We start from the raw sequence: 18,433 nt of genomic DNA on the forward strand, positions 1-18,433 counted from the left end.
CTGAGTTCAAACGGTGCGGCGTGGTGGCATGAACAGAACTTTTTCTGCGGTCTGGTCGATGACTTCCGGCGAGATGTCGTACTTGTGCAAGGCGTAGTCGCGCAATGCCGGGATCAGGTTTTCGACCAGCATCCGAACGGAGCCTTGGCAGTAGTGCCAGATAGCCTCCAGAACGTCCGGCGCAAGCTCACCTTGATCTGCCAGTGCAGCCTGTGCAATCGCGTCGATATCGGCGCGTTCTGCGCGCTGGATCGCAGCCGGCCAAAATCCCACGCGGCTGCGAATCTGATCGAACTGTCCGCGCAGCGGCTTGATCAGTTGCATCAGGCGGTCGGTGCCAGCCAGCACGATGCCGACATTGGCCTTGTCGCGGATGCGGCGCAGGTAATGCAGGCACTGCGGCATCATGGTCTCGGCTTCGTCGATGATCAGCAGGCGGGTCGTATCCTTCAGGGCTTCCACCACCGCGCTGAACTTCTTGTCCATGGAGTTCGGGCAAGGCGCACCCAGCGCTGTCAGCAACTCGGTCAGCAGCACACCGGCTGTCATATTCGGGTTGGCCTCTACGATGATGGTGTGTTCGTTCTGGCCTTGGTATTGCTTCAGGCCAGCGGTCTTGCCGACACCGACGGCGCCCGTGAGAATGCCGAAGTTCGCATACTTGCGAGCGCGGTCGCAGACCAGCGCTGTCATCTGGTAGATGGACGTAGTAACGAACGGGATGGTCGCCACGGAGGAACGCGTTTCGTGCGCTTCGATGGCGGCTTCCATTTCGCTAAGCTGGCGACTCGGCGAGGTCGGATACTTGCCGCTCAAAATCTGCGACATGGTCGACGGCGAGATACGGGCCAAACGTGCGAGCCAACTGCGGGTCATTTCCTTGTCGTTGAGCCACACGACAATGCGCTTCGCGGCATCCACATCGGCGGCGTCGTAGCTTTCCGCCCATGTGGTCGGAACGGTCAAGGGTGCTGCTTGCTTTGGTGCTGTTGCCATTATTTTTTCTCCAAGAGGTCAATCACAATTTCCGAATTCCGCTTACGTGAGAGTCGCGGCACTTCTACCGTTTCAAGTTGTTGCAGTTGGGAGCCAGCGGTGATGCTGTCCTGCGCTCGCGCCTGTGCTTCGTCCAGCTTTTGTTCCAGGCGGCGTTGCTGGCCCTTGAGTCGCTTCTGACGTTGTTCGTCGATGCGGGAAGGTTCGACCACGCCAATCGTCTCGACCAGATTGGCAACACAGACGAAGCGGCCAGATTCTTCAAACAGCCGGACATGCTTGTCGTCGTGCAGGTCGTATTCGACGGCCAGCTTTGTGCCTTGCTCAAACAGCGTCAGCGCCTCATGCCAGTAAATTCGCTTGTGCAGTTCGATCAGGTGGCGCTTCTGCACCGTACGGATTTCACGCGGCCTGATGATCGCCTCGGCAGGCAGTTCAACGGATACGCGTTCAAGCCCTTGCCAGACCTGCGCCGGGGTCATGCCATCAAGCGCCTGCATCGGCGTGTTGTTGTACTCGTCGATGAAGTTGGCAAGGCTCTCGACGTAAGCGGCCAGCGAAGGAATCTTGCGGCGTCCGTTTTCGATTTCGGATGACAGGCGTCGATTCACCTCTGCTGCCATGTCGCCGCCGCAATACACCATGCCGTCATAGAAGAACTTGTCGTGGTGGTCGCGCACCGTGCGGAACCAGCGTTCGATCCAGCCTTTTCCGTGCGGGTTGCCCGGCAACGCGCCGATGACCGACATGGAGAAACGCTCATAGAAGCCGGTGCTGTCGTCGTTCAGCAGCTTGGCGCGATAACCTGCGCCCCGGTCGAGATACAGCGCCGCAGGTACGTGGTCAAAGCGCACCATCGCCGAAGACAGCGCGAACAGAGTCGATAGCGCGGACTCGGATTCGCTGATGTACCAGCCGGTGACGTAGGCCGACCGAATGTCGATGAAGGCCGTCAGTTCCGGGCGATAGAGGCGTCCGGTGTTCGGATGCGCCACGTAGCAGTCGCAGGTGTGGCCGTCGCCTGCGTAGACCTCACCGACCAGCAGCGTGGTGCGATCACGCGGTTGCCAAATCTGCCGTTGCAGCTTGTGCAGGTTCTTGCCGACACGCTGGGGCGAGTGCTTGCCCAGCGTTGCAGGCAACGACTTCAGATACCGCTTTACCCGCGACTCGGTCGCCGAGTCGTAGCCTTCCTTGCGCAGCTTCAGCGCCACCCCCGAATAGCCGGGGTTACTGGGGATGTTGAACAGTTCGGTTGCCCGCGCTTCCCAGCCGTAGTCCTTGCGGACGCGCCCGGTATGTTTTGGCAGCAGCCCGGCCTTACCGTCGCGCTTGTAGTCGGCCATCCAACGCTTTAGCGTAGGCACGGAAATGGTTTCCTTCAGCTTCGCCACCAGCAGGCTCTCGGTGGTGCTGAGCGCGCCGACTTCGATCTTCTTTGCCAGCAGTTGCGCAGCATGGTTGGCGGACGCGCCATGCTCCATCAAAGCCAGCGCCGGAGCGATCAGCTGGTGACGCCATTGCGCGGTCTGACGCTGCTGCGTTGACGCCGCCATCCATGGGTCGGCTTCCTGTACGGCTGGAAGTCCGGTGGATGCTTTTACGAGTGCGACCATGGGCCTGCCCCTTACTTGCCAGCCTGCGGTTTATTCTTCGGGCGACCGGCTTTAGCTGGGCGCTCCATTTCCCGTTCCCACTCGCGCACGGTCTGTTCGTGCTTATGCTCTTCGGTCAGCGTTTTGTATTCCTGACCGCAGCGCAGCACTTCTTCAGGGCTGAACACATCGGTGATTTCCAGCACGCCAGCAGCCGGGCCGAAGGAGCTACCGAGTTGAGACAAGAGGCCACCGGTGCGCGCATGCAACGCGCTCAGCGCAGCGACGAGGTGCCGGGCGACAGCGTCCTTCCAGTCAATGAATTCCATCTCTTCAGCGAGGAATCGTTTGATCAGTGACTCCATGTCATCGACCGAAAGCTCGGCTTTCTTGTAGAGCGCCGCGCATTCCAGCCGCATGTCTTGCACCGGCACCGGCACGTCGCCGCCAGTCTTGACGCGGGCTTCGCGCAGTTGCTTGACGATGCCGTTCAGGCGTTCGACTTCCAATTCGGATTTTTCCAACTGCACGGCGATGTCTGTCTTGCGCGCAGACAGGTCTTTGATGGTGGTGCGAAGTTCCCGCACAGACAGCCCGGCGAGTTCCTTGTCATCGCTTTGCAGAAGGTCGTCGATGACTTCCGGGTCAGCGCTGGCGATGGCCAGAACATGGCTTTTCGGCAGGCCAAGCAGCTTGTCGCGCTCCGACTCGGAACGGGATAGCAAGAATTGCGTGTATTGAATGGCGCGGTACGCGGCGCGCTCTTCGACGCCTTGCTCTTCCAGCATCTTGAGGAATTCGCCGTGCGCGCATTCTTCACGCAGGCTCAACAGGTCAATACCCGCCGCAAGCATGTATTGCGCCGAGGTGCTGAGGTGCCGCACAGCGCGATCCATGCGCTGTTCCAGCGGCATGTCCATATCGAGGCCGAACCGTACCGCCAACGAGCGCACTTGCTCGGCGTCGTATTTGACAACGTTGTCGACTTTCACATTTCCGGCTTCCTTGACCACGACATCGGTCACAGGGGCGCTCGCAGCGCGGGTTTTTGCTTTCGGCTTGGCGACGCCTTCCATCGGGTCAATGTGTATTTCTTTACTCATTACGATTTCTCCTGTTTTTAAGCTGATTGCTTGCTGCCGTTAGTGGTCTGCTGCTTCATGCCCAAGGCCACCGCGATGTCGTGGGCCTTGCCGTAATTTGCTTTCATGACACCGCTTATCACTCGCGAAACCATGTAATACGGGTGTCCGTTCTCTTCTGCCCACTGCTTCAAAGTGATGCCTTGCTCTCTCAGCTTGCGCTTTGCTTGTTCGCCTGTCATAGTTAGCCTCTCGTGATATTGCAGTTCAATGTGAGTACATTTGAACTTCATTATGGGTACATATTTACCCATTGTCAACCACTTCATGAGTAAAAATTTATGCACACAATCGGGGCGCGTTTAAAGGAAGAGCGTGAGGGAGCAGGCTTGTCGCAGGCGGAAGTGATGGAAGTGACAGGGGTGACCAGAAAGACGCTGTTCAACTACGAATCAGGCGAGCGCTCGCCTGACGCTGAATTCTTGGCAAAAGTGCATGCGGCGGGATTCGATACGCAATACGTCTTGACGGGCGTGCGGCTGCGCCCCATGGGAATAGAAATAGAAGATGTGAGACGAACAGCGGAAACGGCCTACCAGATGGTGCAGGCCGGTGGTCTGGCAGTGTCTGGGCAGCAGTTCGCCCAAATGATGGTGGCGCTATTGAACGCACCACAGGCCGCAGCCAACGCAGCGCCTGCTGGCTCGGCGACCACGATCCACGGTCAGGTAGGCAAGCACGCGCAGGTCATCACCGGCAACGGAAACATTCAGACCGGTATGCGACAACAAAAAACCCCAAAAAAAACACAATAAATTGCACTGCATTTAAACTGCATGCTGTTAGTCAGCATCCAGTAAGCAGTGCAAAAGAATAAAGGGGTTGTAATCGTGTCAAAGAATGAGCAGTACGTAACGGGCAGTAGCAACATTCAGGTCGGTGGCGATCTTCACATCACAGTACACAATGGGGTGCCGCTTCCCTTGTTGGTGCCAGAGACCAAAATGCTGTCTCGCGAGCAGCGGCGCTACATCAGCACGCTGGTGGCCGAGGTCGAAAACGCAGAGCAGCGCATCGTAAGCGCCCGGCTGATTCGGCATTCGATGAATCAGGAATTGAACGTCGCGTCGATTGAAGAAGTAAGCGACGAGATGTACCGCAAAGCGACAATGTACCTGACGGGTTGGAAGACCTGTGCGTTGGGTGAACATCAAGGCGAGTCCGCGATGGTGTCCCAAGTGCTGCGCATTTGGACAATCTGCCCGAAGGAACAGCCAGCGATTTCAAAGTTCACTCGCGATCATTTCGGCACGTCGAAAATGAATGACTTGAACTACTGGCAAATGCGTTGTGTTTTATCATTTGCAATGCACTTGTGGGGCGAACATTGGAAGGGAAAAACAGTATGACCACATCAAGAAAAATCGTCGCAGCGTTGATCCTGCCGTTTGCGGCCATGGGAATCGCGCACGCGTTGGAAGCACAAGACGCGCTAGGCAAGAAGGCGTTGGCGGGTGACTATCAAGCACAGCGGAATCTCGCGTATTCCTACGTGAGTCCACGCAACGGCGAAATGCTCAACCCAGTGATGGGCTGCGCATGGTATTTGACCATCCTCAATTCGGGATCGCCAAAGGTGAATCAGGGCGATGCAGGAAACGTTGAGGTGTACTGCAATAAGCTCGACGCACCATCACTGGGGGCAGCAAAGCAGCAGGCGCGTCGACTGCTGTCAGAAATCAGCAAGAAGTGATCACCATGGGTATCGCATGGCGGGCCGGTTCGTTCGGGTAAGCACCCGGCTAGATGCCATTCAGGAACTAGGTGCCGCATACGAACACGCTAAGTGGGTCGGCGGCGATCTAATCCCCCAATACAGCGTCGCAACGGGCATGTTTCTGTTGACCCTCCATGTCCTGAACGGGAAGTTGGGGTCTGACACACTTCCGTTCGGATATCGCTCGCCTGACGGCATGGCAAGAGGTGAATCCCGCAGCCCGACCATCCCGCTAGAAATGGCGGCGACTGGACGTTTCGTGCGCCATATGTTTGAGTCTGGCCGCGTTCTCGTTCCCATGGACGGTTGGTACGAATGGAGCGACGAGAAGACGCGTCGACAGCCTTGGTACATCCGGCTGAAGACGGACAAACCGATGTTTGCCGCTGCGCTCACCAACTTCAAACCGAATCAGCAACAACAAGTTGAAGTCGGCGTCGGCATATTGACAACTGACGCGGATGCCGGACTGTCCGACATACATCCCCGCAGGCCCGTTATTCTTGCTCCTGACGCCGCGTTGAAGTGGCTGGACATCAGTGCCACGACACAAGAAATTTTCACGCTGGCGAGGCATGGGCTGCGTCCCGCAAGTGACTTCGACTGGTACAAGGTTTCCGACGCTATCAACCATGCAAAGCATCCGTCCGAAACGACTATCGAAGAAGGCCGCGCATTTATAGCACCCGCTGCAACCCGGCCCACGTGAACATCGCACCGCTGTGAAACATTTCACAAATACGGAGCACCTCTATCCCCGTAACCTGCGGTCAATAGGTTTCGGGGTGCCACCACATAAGCGCATCCGATTGTTTTGGAGCGCTGCATGTTTAACAAATTTCCCCGCCTCACCGTCTGTCTCGTCGTCAGTCTTGCACTGATGGCGCTGGCGTATATCTTCCGCCAGTCCGATCCCTTGATCGCTGTCTCGCTGTACAAAGCACATCTCATGTCGCTTGGTGGCTGGGGTGGCTACTGGCTCGACCGTGTTGCGTTCCCGTATGGTCGACCGCACGTCTACTGCAAGGACGGCGTCTGCGAAATCCAAACCGATCTTGACGCCGCCGCGTTGAACTTCGCGAGTCTGCGCCGCGCCATCATCATCGCCGCAAGCCTGATCTGCGTCGGGCTGGCGGCATGACATCGGTACGCAGAACATTTTCCCGCCTTACGTCGTCACCGACCTCCCTGTGGTTGGTCTGGTGGCTGGCATTGGCGCTTCTGTCTGGCTTCGTTCAATCGTCGCAGGCGCAAGTGCCACAGGGCGCGTCGCAGTACAAGCGTCAGCTACGTCAACAGGCGCACATGATCTGGGGCTTAGATGCGCCAGTCGCTACGTTCGCCGCGCAGATTCATCAAGAAAGCCAATGGAACGCCGCAGCGCGCAGTCGTGTCGGTGCTGTCGGCCTCTCTCAGTTCATGCCGTCGACCGCTACGTGGATCAGCGGCGTCTATCCCGATCTGGCGGACAACTCGCCAACCAATCCGGTGTGGGCGATGCGTGCGCTGCTTCGCTATGACCTGTTCCTCTTCGACCGCGTCGCTGGTGAAAGCCTGTGCGAGCAAGTTGCTTTCGCGCTGTCGGCTTACAACGGCGGGCTGGGCTGGGTGAACAAGCGCAAAGCACTGTCGCCGACACCCCGTAAGTGCCTGGACGCGACGTGTGCGATCAATCCCGGTATATCGCCGCCCAATCAGCGCGAGAACGCCGACTATCCCAAACGCATTTTGCAGCGCTACGAACCCTTGTACGTCGCGAATGGCTGGGGCCAAGGGAGTTGCCAATGATGAAGCAAATCATCGCCGCTATCTGCCTGTTCTGTGCAGGCTATGCGGTCTGCTACTTCACCGGCGAATCGGTCGTGGCGAACAAGATCGTCGCGAAGTCCAGTCAGGCCGAGGTGAAGCGTGTTGATAAAAATCTGAAGAAGAACCAGCACGCCGGTGACTCGTTTGAGAAAGCGCGCCGGAACCTCGACAGCGCTTTTGACCAACTTGAAAAGGAGGCCGCACATGATGCGCCAAATTCTATTGACGATTGTGAGTTGCCTGCTGATCGCTTGCAGCGCTGGCGTGCCGCCAACGCAGGAACCGTTGAAGGTGTTGCCGCCGTCGAATCTGACGCAGGCGCCCGCACGGTTGCCGCAGCCGGAGAACGGCAAGATGCGGACGCTGGAAGCCGATCACAGGATGGTCGCAAAGATGTACCACAAGCTGGCGACGCAGATGTGCGAGCTACTTCGCAACTTGGGAATTGAAAGGGAGGAATGCGTCGACTACTACGGCGATAAAAAATCATATGACTGAACACGAATTTGAGATGGCGCAGAGATTGGAAGAGTCCGCACGACTTGCGGGCATCGAAGCGGCGCGCCGTGCCAGCGCCACCAAGGGAACGCCAGACTGCGTCGATTGTGAAGCACCTATCTCGGCCAAGCGCCGCGCAGCGGTGCCACACGCGCAGCGTTGCGCCGAATGTCAAACCATCATCGAAAAGGCACGCAAGCATGGACGCTAAAGCAGAGGGTCAAATCTTGGCCGCACTCGGCCAGATTCAGGGGGAATTAAAGGGCTTGCGCGACCTCATGTCGTCCAGCAACGCGTCGTTGCATCAGCGCATCAACGACATCCATACCTCGAACGAAACCCGCTTTCAAAACGTTGAAAAGCGGGTCGAGAAACTGGAAACGGATCACAAGACGCTGCTGGTACGTACAGCGGCTGGTGGCGGCATCGCGGGAACGGTTGCGACTCTGCTGATCGAAATCATCCGCATCAAGACTGGTTGAGCATCAATGGCAATCGACCCAAAAATCAAAAATGAAGTGCGTGCTAAGTACGTGCAAGGTCAGCCGCTGGCAACTGCGGCTGACCTTGCAGGTGCTTCGTATCAGACTGCCCGCAACTGGAAACGTATCGCGAAGCAAAGCGGCGATGACTGGGACGTTGCACGCGCTGCGCGCCGGCTGTCAGGCGGCGGCATGGAAGAATTGACCGGGCAAATTCTTGAAGAGATGTCGACCTTGTTCATGGCGACGCTCAATGACATCAAGGAAAAGACTGATATTCCGCCCGGCCAAAAAGCCGAAATTTTGGCGCGCCTTTCCGATAGCTACGTCAAGACCATCAACGCCGCCGCACGCGGCAATCCGCGTTTGTCTGAATTGTCTATCGCCATGGACTTGTTGCGCGATATGTCGACCTACGTCAATGCCCATTTTCCCAAACTGCGCGACCAGTTCTTAGAAATCGTCGAAGGCTTCGGCCCGGAGATCGCGAAGAAGTATGGCTAAGCTGAAACTCTCGTCGAAAGACTTTCTTGCCGAGTTGACGGCATTTGCGGAAGAACAGCGCACGCTCATTGAAACGGCGTGCGCTGCTTTTCCTGTCGACCACGCGGCCCGCGATCTGCGCGTCACCAAGACTCAGAACGGGTACGGCTTTTTCGTACAGACCTATTTCCCGCATTACATCAAGGGCGATAGCTCCGTGTTTCATGAATGGGTGTTTGAAAACCTGCCGTCCTATCTGGACGACACGCGAGGCCACTTGCTGGACATCTCCGCACCACGCGGCGAAGCCAAGTCTACGTTGGTCACCCAGTTGCTTGTCCTGTGGTGCATCGTGACGGCGCGAAAGCGCTTTATCCCGATCATCATGGACGCTATCGACCAGTCATACGCCATGCTGGAAGCGATCAAAAGCGAACTGGAAAGCAACCCGCGTCTCGCAATGGACTTTCCGGAGGTGTGCGGCGCTGGCCGGGTCTGGAACGTTGGTGTCCTGCTGACGCGGAACAATATCAAGGTGCAGGCGTTCGGTTCCGGCAAGCGGATGCGGGGTATTCGCCATGGTCCGTACCGGCCCGACTTGGTCGTGCTGGACGATATCGAGAACGATGAGAACGTGCAGCAAAAAGCGCAACGCGACAAAACTGAGCGCTGGATGAAGCGCACGGTCTTGCCGCTCGGCCCGCCAGACGGCAGCATGGACGTTCTCTATCTCAACACGATCTTGCACTACGACTCTGTTGCGAACCGCACGCATAAGAATCCGATGTGGAAGTCGTTCAAGTTCTCGGCAATCATCGAATACCCGTCCCGCATGGACTTGTGGGAAAAGTGGGAAGAGACCTATCTCAACGAAGGCGAGGAAGCCGCCGACCTCTACTACCAGCATCGCCGCTATGACATGGAGCTGGGGTCTGTTGTGAGTTGGCCGTCGATGCGTCCGTTGTTGGCGTTGATGAAAATCCGCGCCGTGGATCACATGTCGTTCGATGCGGAGTATCAGAACAACCCCGGCAACGACGACAGCGCACCGTTCCGCAACCTAACTTACTGGGTGCAACCATGCCGCGACTGGGTGTTCTTCGGCGCACACGATCCTTCCATGGGCAAGCAGAACAAAAGCCGCGATCCTTGCGCGATTCTTGTCGGCGGACTGGATCGCGAACACGGCCTGCTTGATGTAGTTGAAGCCCGCATCGCACGCATGGTGCCTGATCTGCAAATCATGACGGTGGTCGAATTGCAGCGAGAGTATCGCTGTCTGGTATGGGGTGTTGAAACCATCCAGTTTCAGGAGTTCTTGAAAGACGAAATGGTGAAGATTTCGCGCAAGATGGGTATTCCGATTCCGGCGCGAGGTATTACACCAAACACCGACAAGGACTTGCGCATTTTGTCGATGCAACCACACGTGGCAAACGGCACCATCCGCTCGCATATCAAGCACTCAGTGCTGAACACGCAATTGCAGTTCTATCCCGAAGCGGATCACGACGACGGCCCGGATGCGTTGCACATGCTGTTCATGCTGGCCTTCAGTTTCATCGGTGGCGCTGTGCCACGAATCATTTCAGGCAAGAGAAAATAATATGGCACTCAATATCAAACAGATGGTGGCGTCGGTTAAGGGCGTGTTGGGCATGAAGGCCGCAGGCTTCGACTCTGATCCCAACTTCTTCGGCAAGCTGCACACTATGCCGAACCCTGACCCGATTCTGCGCGCCATGGGCATGGCCGACCGCGTGTATGCCTCCATTCTTTCCGATCCTCATGTGATGGGTGACGTGCGATCTATTCGCGGCGAGTTCGCCGACATGGACTATCGCATCGTGACATGGGCCGAAGAAGACACGCGGGCGAAGGCAGCGCGTGACCTATGCGAACGCTGGATGCAGAACCACAGCCCAAATCCTGCGGCTGACTGGGAAGAGATCATGTGGCAGATGATGTCGGCCATTTTCAAGGGCTACGCGCCGCATGAGTTGGTGTGGGGCTACTGGGAAGGGAACATCGTTCCCGTCGAGGTGCTGGACAGGCCGAACCGGCGCTTTTCGTTCGACTATGACGCGAACCCGCTTCTGATCTCAAAGGGTAGTCCTGAAGGCGTTCCAGTGGAATCCTATCGGTTTGTCGTTTCGCGCCATATGGCAAGCACCACCAATCCATACGGGCAAGCGTTGCTGTCGTCATGCTTCTGGCCGTGGACGTTCAAGACAGGCGGCTGGAAATACTTCGTGAAGTACTGCGAACGCCATGGCTTGCCGTGGCCGGTGGCGCGCTATGGTCAGGGCGCAAGCGACAAAGACTTGGCCGATCTGGGTGAAGCGATTGAATCCATGATCGACAGCGGCTATGCGCTGGTGCCTGACGGCACCGGCGTCGAACTGCTGGTGCCGACCAGCAGCGGCAGCAACTTGCCGCAGGAATCGCTTATCAACCTGTCGAATCGGGAGATGTCCAAGGCATTGACCGGACAGGCGATGGTTTCTGAGCTACAGAATACCGGCTCACGCGCAGCGAGTGAGACCGCCGAGCGTCGTCAGAGCATGATCAACAATTCTGACCGATCTATCGCGGCGACATCGTTCTCAAAAATTTTCCGGCACATCACTACCTTCAATTTCGGGCCGGATGTACCGTCGCCGGAGCTTGAATTTTTCAAGACCAAGACGGCTGGCAAGGAACGCGCCGACACCTACAAAGTAGCGGCAGACATGGGTGCAAGACCGTCGCGCAGGGCCATGCTGGAAGAGTTGAACATCCCGGTTGCAGCCGATGACGCCGACGCGCTGCTGCCAGTCAGCACCGCCAGTACACCGCCTGATACGTCGACCGATTTCACCGGCAAGAACTCCGGCCATGAGTTCACCGCCCCCGACGAAGAAGAGGCCATTATTGCGGCGACGATGGCCGCAGATGACGCCATCGAAGCGAACGTCATTGAGCCGATTGCCCGCATGCTGGCGCAGGCCGAGAAGGACGGCAAGTCGCTGGCCGATGTTCGTGCCGATCTGGTTGCACTCGTCGGCGAAATGGATATCACGGAATTGAGAGAGTTGACCGACAAGGCGCTCGTCTGGTCGTTCACTCAAGGTTACAACGATGACGACCGCTAACGTCCAGGCATTTGGTGTGAAGGCCACGCAGGCCATCGACAACCTGCGTGGCAAGATTCCGATGGCGACGGAGAAGTGGAACGACCTGCTGGGGCCGATCCATGCCAAGCAGTTCACCATCGCCGGTGCGCCGCTGGATGTGGTCAAGGACGTTCACACGGCACTCATAAAGGCCATTGACCAAGGCCAGACGCTGAGCCAGTTCCGCAAGGACTTCGACGAGACCGTGCAGCGCAACGGCTGGGCGTATAAGGGTAAGCGCGGCTGGCGCACGGCGTTGATCTACAACACAAATATGCAGAGCGCGTACATGGCCGGGCGCTGGCAGCAAATCGTCGCCAATGCCGACCGCCGCCCATATATTGAATACCGCGCCGTGAAGGACAACAAGACGCGTCCGGCGCACATGAAGCTGGACGGCACCATTCTGCCGGTCACGCATTCATTCTGGAGCCAGTACTACCCGCCGAACGGCTGGAATTGCCGCTGCACTGTTCGGTCGTACTCGTATGCGGAGATGGTTGCCGCTGGAAAATCGGTATCAAAAGACCCGGTCATTCGTTACCGCAATATCGTCACGAAGGATGGCGAGATTACAGACCGCGTGCCTCTCGGCATCGACGCTGGCTGGGATCACAATGTCGGCGAGTCGTGGATATCGCCCGAACTGGCGCTTGGCAAGAAGCTGGCGACTATGCCGCAGGAGTTGCAAGCCACCGCCGTGCGCCAGTCGGTCACGGAAGATTATCGCAAGGTGCTGTCCGACCGCTGGCAGGCTTGGTACAAGAAGGTGCGGCAGGACGGTCAGCCGCGTGGCGTGGCTCAAATCGTCGGTTATCTTCCTGACGGTGTCACGATGGGCCTTGCAGCCGCCGTTCCTGAGGTCGAATTGAATTCCATTGCCGTGGGCGTCTTCGACCGGCGCACGATCCACCTTGAAGGCGCACACAAGGCCGCAACGAACGCCGCGCAGGTCTGGCCGTCCGAGTGGATTGCCAAGCTGCCGGAACTGCTGGGTGATTACAGGGCCGTGCTGTGGGATACCAAGGGCAAGACCTTGATCATCGTTCCCAAAGGGTCGTTTAACGATGCCGTTCCAAAGATCGCCTTGCGCCCGAATCAAAAATATAAAGGGGAAGACGTGGTCAGCGTGGTCTCGCTGGGGACTGCGAACCTGCGGAATCTCAAGCAGGCGCAATATACGTTGATAGCGGGGAAGCTGGAATAGAAGGAAGGTAAGTCAGGAGGTGCGGGGCGTCTCATAATGCGGGCCGTTACCGGCGCGATAGCTGGGCCATTTCCAGTCCACTGACTTACCGTGCTTCGATTATAGGTCTATTTTTTGGAATTCTGGAAGCCTGCCGGATTTACTCCGGGCCGTTCTGATGGTTTCTGAACACAAATGAATCGGCTGTTGGGTATTTATTCTTAAATTGCAGCCTATTTCCTGTCAGAATTTAGATCAATTCAAACGTCTGTTGATAATTCTTCAAATTGCCCTGAAACGCCCGTTAAATCGGGTTTTCCGGGTTTTTCTGGTCTTTTTCCCTTAACTCAATCTAAACATCCCCCCTCTGTCTCCTGCGTTATTTTGTTATGCCGTCATCTGTGTTCATGCGCGGTAGCTCTCAAAACCTTACCGGACAACGCGTGATTTAGCAATCGTGCGGCAAAACAAGAGGAAAACAAACGGGAAAAATTCGAAGACTTACGACTTCACCAGGATTACTGGCCTTCGCCAAAACGGTCCAGGATCAGCGCTTCCAATGCATTGAAGCAATCCTGCTCGTCGTCGCCTTCGGTTTCCAGCAGCACTTTGGTGCCCTTGCCGGCGGCCAGCATCATCACGCCCATGATGGACTTGGCGTTGACGCGGCGCTTGTTGAAGGTCATCCACACTTCGCACTTGTACTTCGACGCCAGTTGCGTGAATTTGGCCGACGCGCGCGCATGCAGACCGAGCTTGTTGATGATCTCAAGTTCTTTTTGAATCATGGCAGTTCTTTCTTTGTGCTTTTATTGGGATGAAACGCGAATGCGGTTGTCGATGCGGACGGCGCCGCTCTGGCCGCCGGCCAATGCCATTTCCATGACGACATCGAGCGTGTCGTTGCGGTAGGTCAGCGCGCACAGCAGCATCGGCAGGCTGATGCCGGCGATGATTTCGACGTTGTCGATGGCGCACAGGTAACCGGTGCAGTTGGACGGCGTGCCGCCCATGACGTCGGTGATGACCAGCACGCCGCTGCCGTCGTCGAGGCGATGCACGGCGTCAGCCGCCATGCGCTGCACTTCCGCCGGGTTCTGGTCGGCGATGACGTCGATTGCTTCGATGCGTTCCGGCAAGCCGCGAAAGACATGCGTGGCCGCTGCAATGAAAGCCTGACCCAGCGGAGCATGCGTAAGGAGAAGGATACCGACCATGAATTTCTGCTTGCTATATGTACGTTGTGTACGTTGCCAGACCGGGCGCCGGATGATTGATTCAGCTGCCGGCGACTGCGGTTTCCAGCGCATCGACGAACATGGCGGCAACATCGAAGCCGCTTTGCTGCGTGATTTCCTGGAAACAAGTCGGACTGGTGACGTTGATTTCTGTTAAATAATTGCCAATAGCGTCCAATCCTACCAGCAACAACCCCCGCTGCGCCAATACCGGCGCCAGTGCTTCGGCGATCTCCAGCTCGCGCGGCGAAATCGGTTGCGCCACGCCGAGACCGCCGGCCGCCAGATTGCCGCGCACTTCCCCGCCTTGCGGAATGCGCGCCAAAACGTGCGGCACCACTTTACTGCCAATCAGCAGGATGCGCTTGTCGCCCTTGGAAATTTCCGGGATGAAACGCTGCGCCATGATGGTCCGGTTGCCGTTGTCGGTCAGGGTTTCGATGACCGAACCGAGGTTCATGCCGTCCTGGCCGATGCGGAAGATGCCCATGCCGCCCATGCCGTCGAGCGGCTTCAGGATCACGTCCTTGTGTTCTGCGTGGAACGCACGCAGGCGCTTGGCGTCGCGCGTGACCAGGGTCGGCGCGGTGTATTGCGGGAATTGCGCGATCGCCAGCTTTTCGTTGTGGCTGCGGATGGCTTCGGGCTTGTTGAAGACACGTGCGCCCTGTTTCTCGGCCAGTTCCAGCAGATACGTCGTGTAGATGTATTCCATGTCGAACGGCGGATCCTTGCGGATCACGATGGCGTCGAACTCCGACAGGAAGGTCGAGGCCGGGGCATCGGCGCGGTACCAGTCGTCGGCCTCGCCGGTGAGCGTGATCTTCGCGACATTGGCGGTGACCAGGCCGCTTTCCAGCACGACGTCGGTCTGCTCGAACGCGTAGATGGCGTGGCCGCGCCGGGCGGCTTCGCGCATCATGGCGAAGGTCGAGTCCTTGTAGGTCTTGAAGGTGTCGAGCGGGTCGGCGAGGAAAGCGATTTTCATGAAATGTCCGTCAAAAATGTCAGCCAGATAAGGTTAATAGACTTCCGGATTCGGATCGGTCTTTTCCATTTCCAGCGACGCGGCCAGCAGCGCCAGGCGCGCCACTACGCCGTACATGTAGAAACGGTTCGGCGCCGCAGTGCCGGGCTTGGCTTGCAGGTCCGGCAAGGCATGCTGCTGTTGGAATGCCAGCGGCACGAAATGGGCGCCGGGGGCGTTCAGGTTTTCGTTGATGTCGCGATCGGCGTGGACCCGATAGAAGCCGCCCACGACATAACGATCGATCATGTAGACCACCGGTTCGGCCACCGCTTCGTTGATGCGCTCGAACGAATGCACGCCTTCCTGGATCACCAGTTCGTTGACTTCCAGTCCTTCCTTGCCGACCGCCAGCTTGCTGCGCTGCTGGCGGTTCAGGTCCTTGACTTCGCTGGCGTCCTTGACGGTCATGATGCCCATGCCGTAGGTGCCGGCGTTGGCCTTGACGATCACGAACGGCTGTTCCTTGATGCCGTATTCCTTGTACTTCTTGCGGATCTTCGACAGCAGGCTGCTGACGTTGTCGGCCAGACAGTCCGAGCCGGCGTCTTCCTGCAGATTGAGCTCGCCGCATTTGGCATACAGCGGATTGAGCATCCACGGATCGACATCGACCAGCTTGGCGAATTTTTTCACGACGTCGTCGTAGGCCGAGAAGTGGTTGCTCTTGCGCCGCACTGCCCAGCCTGCATGCAGCGGCGGCAGGACGTTTTGTTCGTCGAGGTTTTCCAGCACCGACGGGATGCCGATCGACAGGTCGTTGTTGAGCAGCACGGTGCACGGATCGAAGTTCTTCAAACCCAGGCGACGGCCGTTCTTGGAGCGCTCGAGCGGCTCCAGCGTGATGGTGCTGCCGTCGGGCAGGTCGATCAGCTTGGGCTTCTTGATGTCTTCCAGCGTACCGAGGCGCACATTGAGGCCGGTCTGGCGGAAGATCTGCATCAGCCGCGCGACGTTTTGCAGGTAGAAGCTGTTGCGTATGTGATTCTCCGGAATCAGCAGCAGGTTCTTTGCATCGGGGCAATATTTTTCGATGGCAGCCATCGCGGCTTGTACGGCCAGCGGCAGCATTTCCGGCGACAAATTGTTGAAACCGCCCGGGAACAGGTTGGTGTCCACCGGCGCCAGCTTGAAGCCGGCGTTGCGCAGATCGACCGAACAATAGAACGGCGGCGTGTGCTCTTGCCATTCCATGCGGAACCAGCGCTCGATCGCGGGAGTTGCGCCCAGGATTTTCTTTTCCAGGTCGAGAAGCGGACCGTTGAGGGCGGTGACAAGATGCGGAACCATAAAAGACCTTCTGCGCGTGCTCGGTAGCGATTGGACGAAATCAGACAAACTGCGGCGGCGATCGATGGCAAGAACCGATAACAAAACCGACAGGAACCGGCCATTTTAGCGGGATTCTGGCTATTGCGTCCTTCGCCACCCGGCAATATCTGGTGGAGAGGTCTTTTACATGGCGGCGTTGTCGTTTTTTTAAAGAGACATAAAAAAAGCGCCCGGACCGGAGTCGCGGGCGCTTCTGAACGGGGCCGGGGCCCCGGAAAACTGATTAAGAGTGGTAAGCCGATTCGCCGTGGCTGGAGATGTCCAGGCCTTCGCGCTCTTCTTCTTCCGTCACACGCAGACCGATCACGATGTCGACCAGCTTGTAGGCGATGAAGGAGACCACGCCCGACAGGATCACGGTAGTCAGCACGCCCTGGAACTGAATCCAGACCTGACCGCCGATCGAGTAGTCGGGAGCGACTGCGTTGGCGACGTAATCGTAGATACCTGTGCCGCCCAGGCTAGGCGCAGCAAACACGCCAGTCAGGATCGCACCCAGAATACCGCCCACGCCGTGCACGCCGAACACGTCCAGCGCATCGTCCGAACCCAGCAGTTTCTTCAGACCGGTGACGCCCCACAGGCACAGCAGACCGGCCAGCAGGCCCATCACGACCGCACCGCAGACACCGACGAAACCGGCTGCAGGAGTAATCGCCACCAGGCCGGCGACTGCACCCGACGCTGCACCCAGCATCGAAGGCTTGCCCTTGCCGATCCATTCACCGAAGCTCCACGACAGCACTGCAGCAGCAGTTGCCAGGATGGTGTTGACGAAGGACAACGCTGCACCGCCGTTGGCTTCCAGACCGGAACCGGCGTTGAAGCCGAACCAGCCGAACCACAGCAGCGAGGCGCCGACCATGGTCAACGTCAGGCTATGCGGCTTGAAGGCTTCCTTGCCGTAACCGACGCGCTTGCCGATCACATACGAACCGACCAGGCCGGCGATCGCAGCGTTGATGTGCACCACGGTGCCGCCGGCATAATCCAGCGCGCCCTTCTGGAACAACCAGCCGGAGATCGCAGTCGCCTTTTCTGCAGCAGCAGCGTCGGTGAATGCATCCGGACCAGGCCAGAACCAGACCATATGGGCCATCGGCAGGTACGAGAAAGTGAACCACAGGATCGAGAATGCGATCACGGCGGAGAACTTCACGCGCTCAGCGAAGGAACCGATGATCAGCGCCACGGTGATCGCTGCGAACGCGCCCTGGAAGGCCACGAACGACAGTTCAGGAATCACGACGCCCTTGCTGAAGGTTGCAGTGGTCGAGTCGCCGTTGAGGCCGTGCAGGAACAGACGATCGAAGCCGCCGAAGAACGCGTTGCCTTCAGTGAATGCGATGCTGTAGCCGTAGACGAACCACAGGATGTAGATCAGCGAGAAGATCACGAAACATTGCATCAGCACCGACAGCATGTTCTTGCTGCGGACCAGACCGCCGTAGAACAGGCCCAGGCCCGGCAATGTCATCAGGATCACGAATGCAGTACACACCAGCATCCAGGCCGTGTCGCCCTTGTTCGGAACCAGCACAGGTGCAGCTGCGGCGGCAACCGGGGCTGCAGCAGCGGCAGCAGCAGGAGCCGCTGCAGGCGCTTCGGCTTTCGGTGCGTCAGCCTTCGGCGCTTCCGCCGCAGGAGCAGCAGCAGCGGCGGCTTCCGGCTTCGGCGCGTCTTGCGCCTGGACCGGTGCGGCGAAACTCACCGCCAACAACAACGTGCCGATTGCAAGCGCACTTGAAAACATTTTCTTGATACTCATTACTG

At 57.9% G+C, this 18,433-nt stretch carries 22 protein-coding genes; 13 read left to right on the plus strand and 9 right to left on the minus strand.

All coding sequences use genetic code 11. From position 1 onward, the window contains the following. Window positions 1–6 precede the first annotated feature (6 nt). From DXT88_RS22535 to DXT88_RS22550, 4 genes are read right to left on the minus strand one after another with little or no spacing between them, the layout of a single operon-like run. The gene (locus DXT88_RS22535) at window positions 7–996 is read right to left on the minus strand and encodes an AAA family ATPase (RefSeq protein ID WP_265216110.1); all 990 of its coding nucleotides are present in this window, start codon (window positions 994–996) and stop codon (window positions 7–9) included. Next, entirely contained in the window at window positions 996–2,612 is a 1,617-nt protein-coding gene (locus DXT88_RS22540; RefSeq protein ID WP_265216111.1) for a Mu transposase C-terminal domain-containing protein, read from the minus strand. The genes DXT88_RS22535 and DXT88_RS22540 overlap by 1 nt, the downstream gene beginning before the upstream one ends. 11 nt (window positions 2,613–2,623) lie before the next feature. Then, window positions 2,624–3,667, minus strand: a complete 1,044-nt coding sequence (locus tag DXT88_RS22545; protein ID WP_265216112.1) for a hypothetical protein — start codon at window positions 3,665–3,667, stop codon at window positions 2,624–2,626. A gap of 44 nt (window positions 3,668–3,711) precedes the next feature. Continuing rightward, window positions 3,712–3,915 (minus strand): DNA-binding protein, encoded by a 204-nt coding sequence (locus tag DXT88_RS22550; protein WP_265216113.1) that lies wholly within the window; start codon window positions 3,913–3,915, stop codon window positions 3,712–3,714. A gap of 99 nt (window positions 3,916–4,014) precedes the next feature. On the opposite strand from DXT88_RS22550, the gene DXT88_RS22555 reads away from it, so the two are divergent. From DXT88_RS22555 to DXT88_RS22615, 13 genes are all read left to right on the plus strand, one after another. Further along, entirely contained in the window at window positions 4,015–4,488 is a 474-nt protein-coding gene (locus DXT88_RS22555; protein ID WP_265216114.1) for a helix-turn-helix domain-containing protein, read from the plus strand. Window positions 4,489–4,563: 75 nt separating this feature from the next. After that, on the plus strand, window positions 4,564–5,082 hold the full coding sequence (locus DXT88_RS22560; protein WP_265216115.1) for a hypothetical protein: 519 nt from the start codon (window positions 4,564–4,566) through the stop codon (window positions 5,080–5,082). Continuing rightward, window positions 5,079–5,426, plus strand: coding sequence for a hypothetical protein (locus tag DXT88_RS22565; RefSeq protein WP_265216116.1), 348 nt, complete (start codon window positions 5,079–5,081; stop codon window positions 5,424–5,426). The genes DXT88_RS22560 and DXT88_RS22565 overlap by 4 nt, the downstream gene beginning before the upstream one ends. A 16-nt stretch (window positions 5,427–5,442) precedes the next feature. Further along, a complete protein-coding gene (locus tag DXT88_RS22570) occupies window positions 5,443–6,159 on the plus strand; it encodes an SOS response-associated peptidase (protein ID WP_407649391.1) in 717 nt (238 codons plus the stop codon). Between the two features lie 117 nt (window positions 6,160–6,276). Then, window positions 6,277–6,591 carry a putative holin gene (locus tag DXT88_RS22575; RefSeq protein WP_265216118.1) on the plus strand — a complete coding sequence of 105 codons (315 nt, stop codon included), beginning with the start codon at window positions 6,277–6,279 and terminating at the stop codon, window positions 6,589–6,591. Further along, window positions 6,588–7,238 carry a transglycosylase SLT domain-containing protein gene (locus DXT88_RS22580; RefSeq protein WP_265216119.1) on the plus strand — a complete coding sequence of 217 codons (651 nt, stop codon included), beginning with the start codon at window positions 6,588–6,590 and terminating at the stop codon, window positions 7,236–7,238. Before DXT88_RS22575 ends, DXT88_RS22580 begins: the two co-directional genes overlap by 4 nt. Then, entirely contained in the window at window positions 7,235–7,708 is a 474-nt protein-coding gene (locus DXT88_RS22585; protein ID WP_265216120.1) for a hypothetical protein, read from the plus strand. Before DXT88_RS22580 ends, DXT88_RS22585 begins: the two co-directional genes overlap by 4 nt. Before the next feature lie 41 nt (window positions 7,709–7,749). Further along, window positions 7,750–7,968: a TraR/DksA family transcriptional regulator gene (locus DXT88_RS22590; protein WP_265216121.1), complete on the plus strand. Its 219-nt coding sequence runs from the start codon at window positions 7,750–7,752 to the stop codon at window positions 7,966–7,968. Further along, complete coding sequence (locus DXT88_RS22595; RefSeq protein WP_265216122.1) at window positions 7,958–8,239, plus strand: hypothetical protein; 282 nt, start codon at window positions 7,958–7,960, stop codon at window positions 8,237–8,239. The genes DXT88_RS22590 and DXT88_RS22595 overlap by 11 nt, the downstream gene beginning before the upstream one ends. Window positions 8,240–8,245: 6 nt before the next feature. Continuing rightward, complete coding sequence (locus DXT88_RS22600) at window positions 8,246–8,743, plus strand: DUF1804 family protein (RefSeq protein WP_265216123.1); 498 nt, start codon at window positions 8,246–8,248, stop codon at window positions 8,741–8,743. Then, window positions 8,736–10,328 carry a phage terminase large subunit gene (gene terL, locus DXT88_RS22605; protein ID WP_265216124.1) on the plus strand — a complete coding sequence of 531 codons (1,593 nt, stop codon included), beginning with the start codon at window positions 8,736–8,738 and terminating at the stop codon, window positions 10,326–10,328. The genes DXT88_RS22600 and terL overlap by 8 nt, the downstream gene beginning before the upstream one ends. 1 nt (window position 10,329) lies before the next feature. Then, a complete protein-coding gene (locus tag DXT88_RS22610; protein ID WP_265216125.1) occupies window positions 10,330–11,856 on the plus strand; it encodes a DUF935 domain-containing protein in 1,527 nt (508 codons plus the stop codon). Then, on the plus strand, window positions 11,843–13,084 hold the full coding sequence (locus DXT88_RS22615) for a phage head morphogenesis protein (RefSeq protein ID WP_265216126.1): 1,242 nt from the start codon (window positions 11,843–11,845) through the stop codon (window positions 13,082–13,084). Before DXT88_RS22610 ends, DXT88_RS22615 begins: the two co-directional genes overlap by 14 nt. A gap of 497 nt (window positions 13,085–13,581) precedes the next feature. Here the strand turns inward: DXT88_RS22615 and DXT88_RS22620 are convergent, their stop codons facing one another. The 5 genes from DXT88_RS22620 to DXT88_RS22640 all read right to left on the minus strand — a co-directional run bounded on the left by DXT88_RS22620 (window position 13,582) and on the right by DXT88_RS22640 (window position 18,428). Beyond that, window positions 13,582–13,851 carry an HPr family phosphocarrier protein gene (locus DXT88_RS22620; RefSeq protein WP_016836057.1) on the minus strand — a complete coding sequence of 90 codons (270 nt, stop codon included), beginning with the start codon at window positions 13,849–13,851 and terminating at the stop codon, window positions 13,582–13,584. Between the two features lie 21 nt (window positions 13,852–13,872). Next, entirely contained in the window at window positions 13,873–14,280 is a 408-nt protein-coding gene (locus DXT88_RS22625) for a PTS sugar transporter subunit IIA (RefSeq protein WP_265216127.1), read from the minus strand. A 61-nt stretch (window positions 14,281–14,341) separates the two neighbouring features. Next, window positions 14,342–15,289: a glutathione synthase gene (gshB, locus tag DXT88_RS22630; protein ID WP_265216128.1), complete on the minus strand. Its 948-nt coding sequence runs from the start codon at window positions 15,287–15,289 to the stop codon at window positions 14,342–14,344. A 33-nt stretch (window positions 15,290–15,322) separates the two neighbouring features. After that, complete coding sequence (gene gshA / locus DXT88_RS22635) at window positions 15,323–16,618, minus strand: glutamate--cysteine ligase (protein ID WP_016836060.1); 1,296 nt, start codon at window positions 16,616–16,618, stop codon at window positions 15,323–15,325. Window positions 16,619–16,883: 265 nt separating this feature from the next. Beyond that, a complete protein-coding gene (locus DXT88_RS22640) occupies window positions 16,884–18,428 on the minus strand; it encodes an ammonium transporter (RefSeq protein ID WP_265216129.1) in 1,545 nt (514 codons plus the stop codon). Window positions 18,429–18,433 lie beyond the last annotated feature (5 nt).

The organism is Herbaspirillum lusitanum (assembly GCF_026127345.1).
GTDB lineage: Bacteria > Pseudomonadota > Gammaproteobacteria > Burkholderiales > Burkholderiaceae_D > Herbaspirillum > Herbaspirillum lusitanum.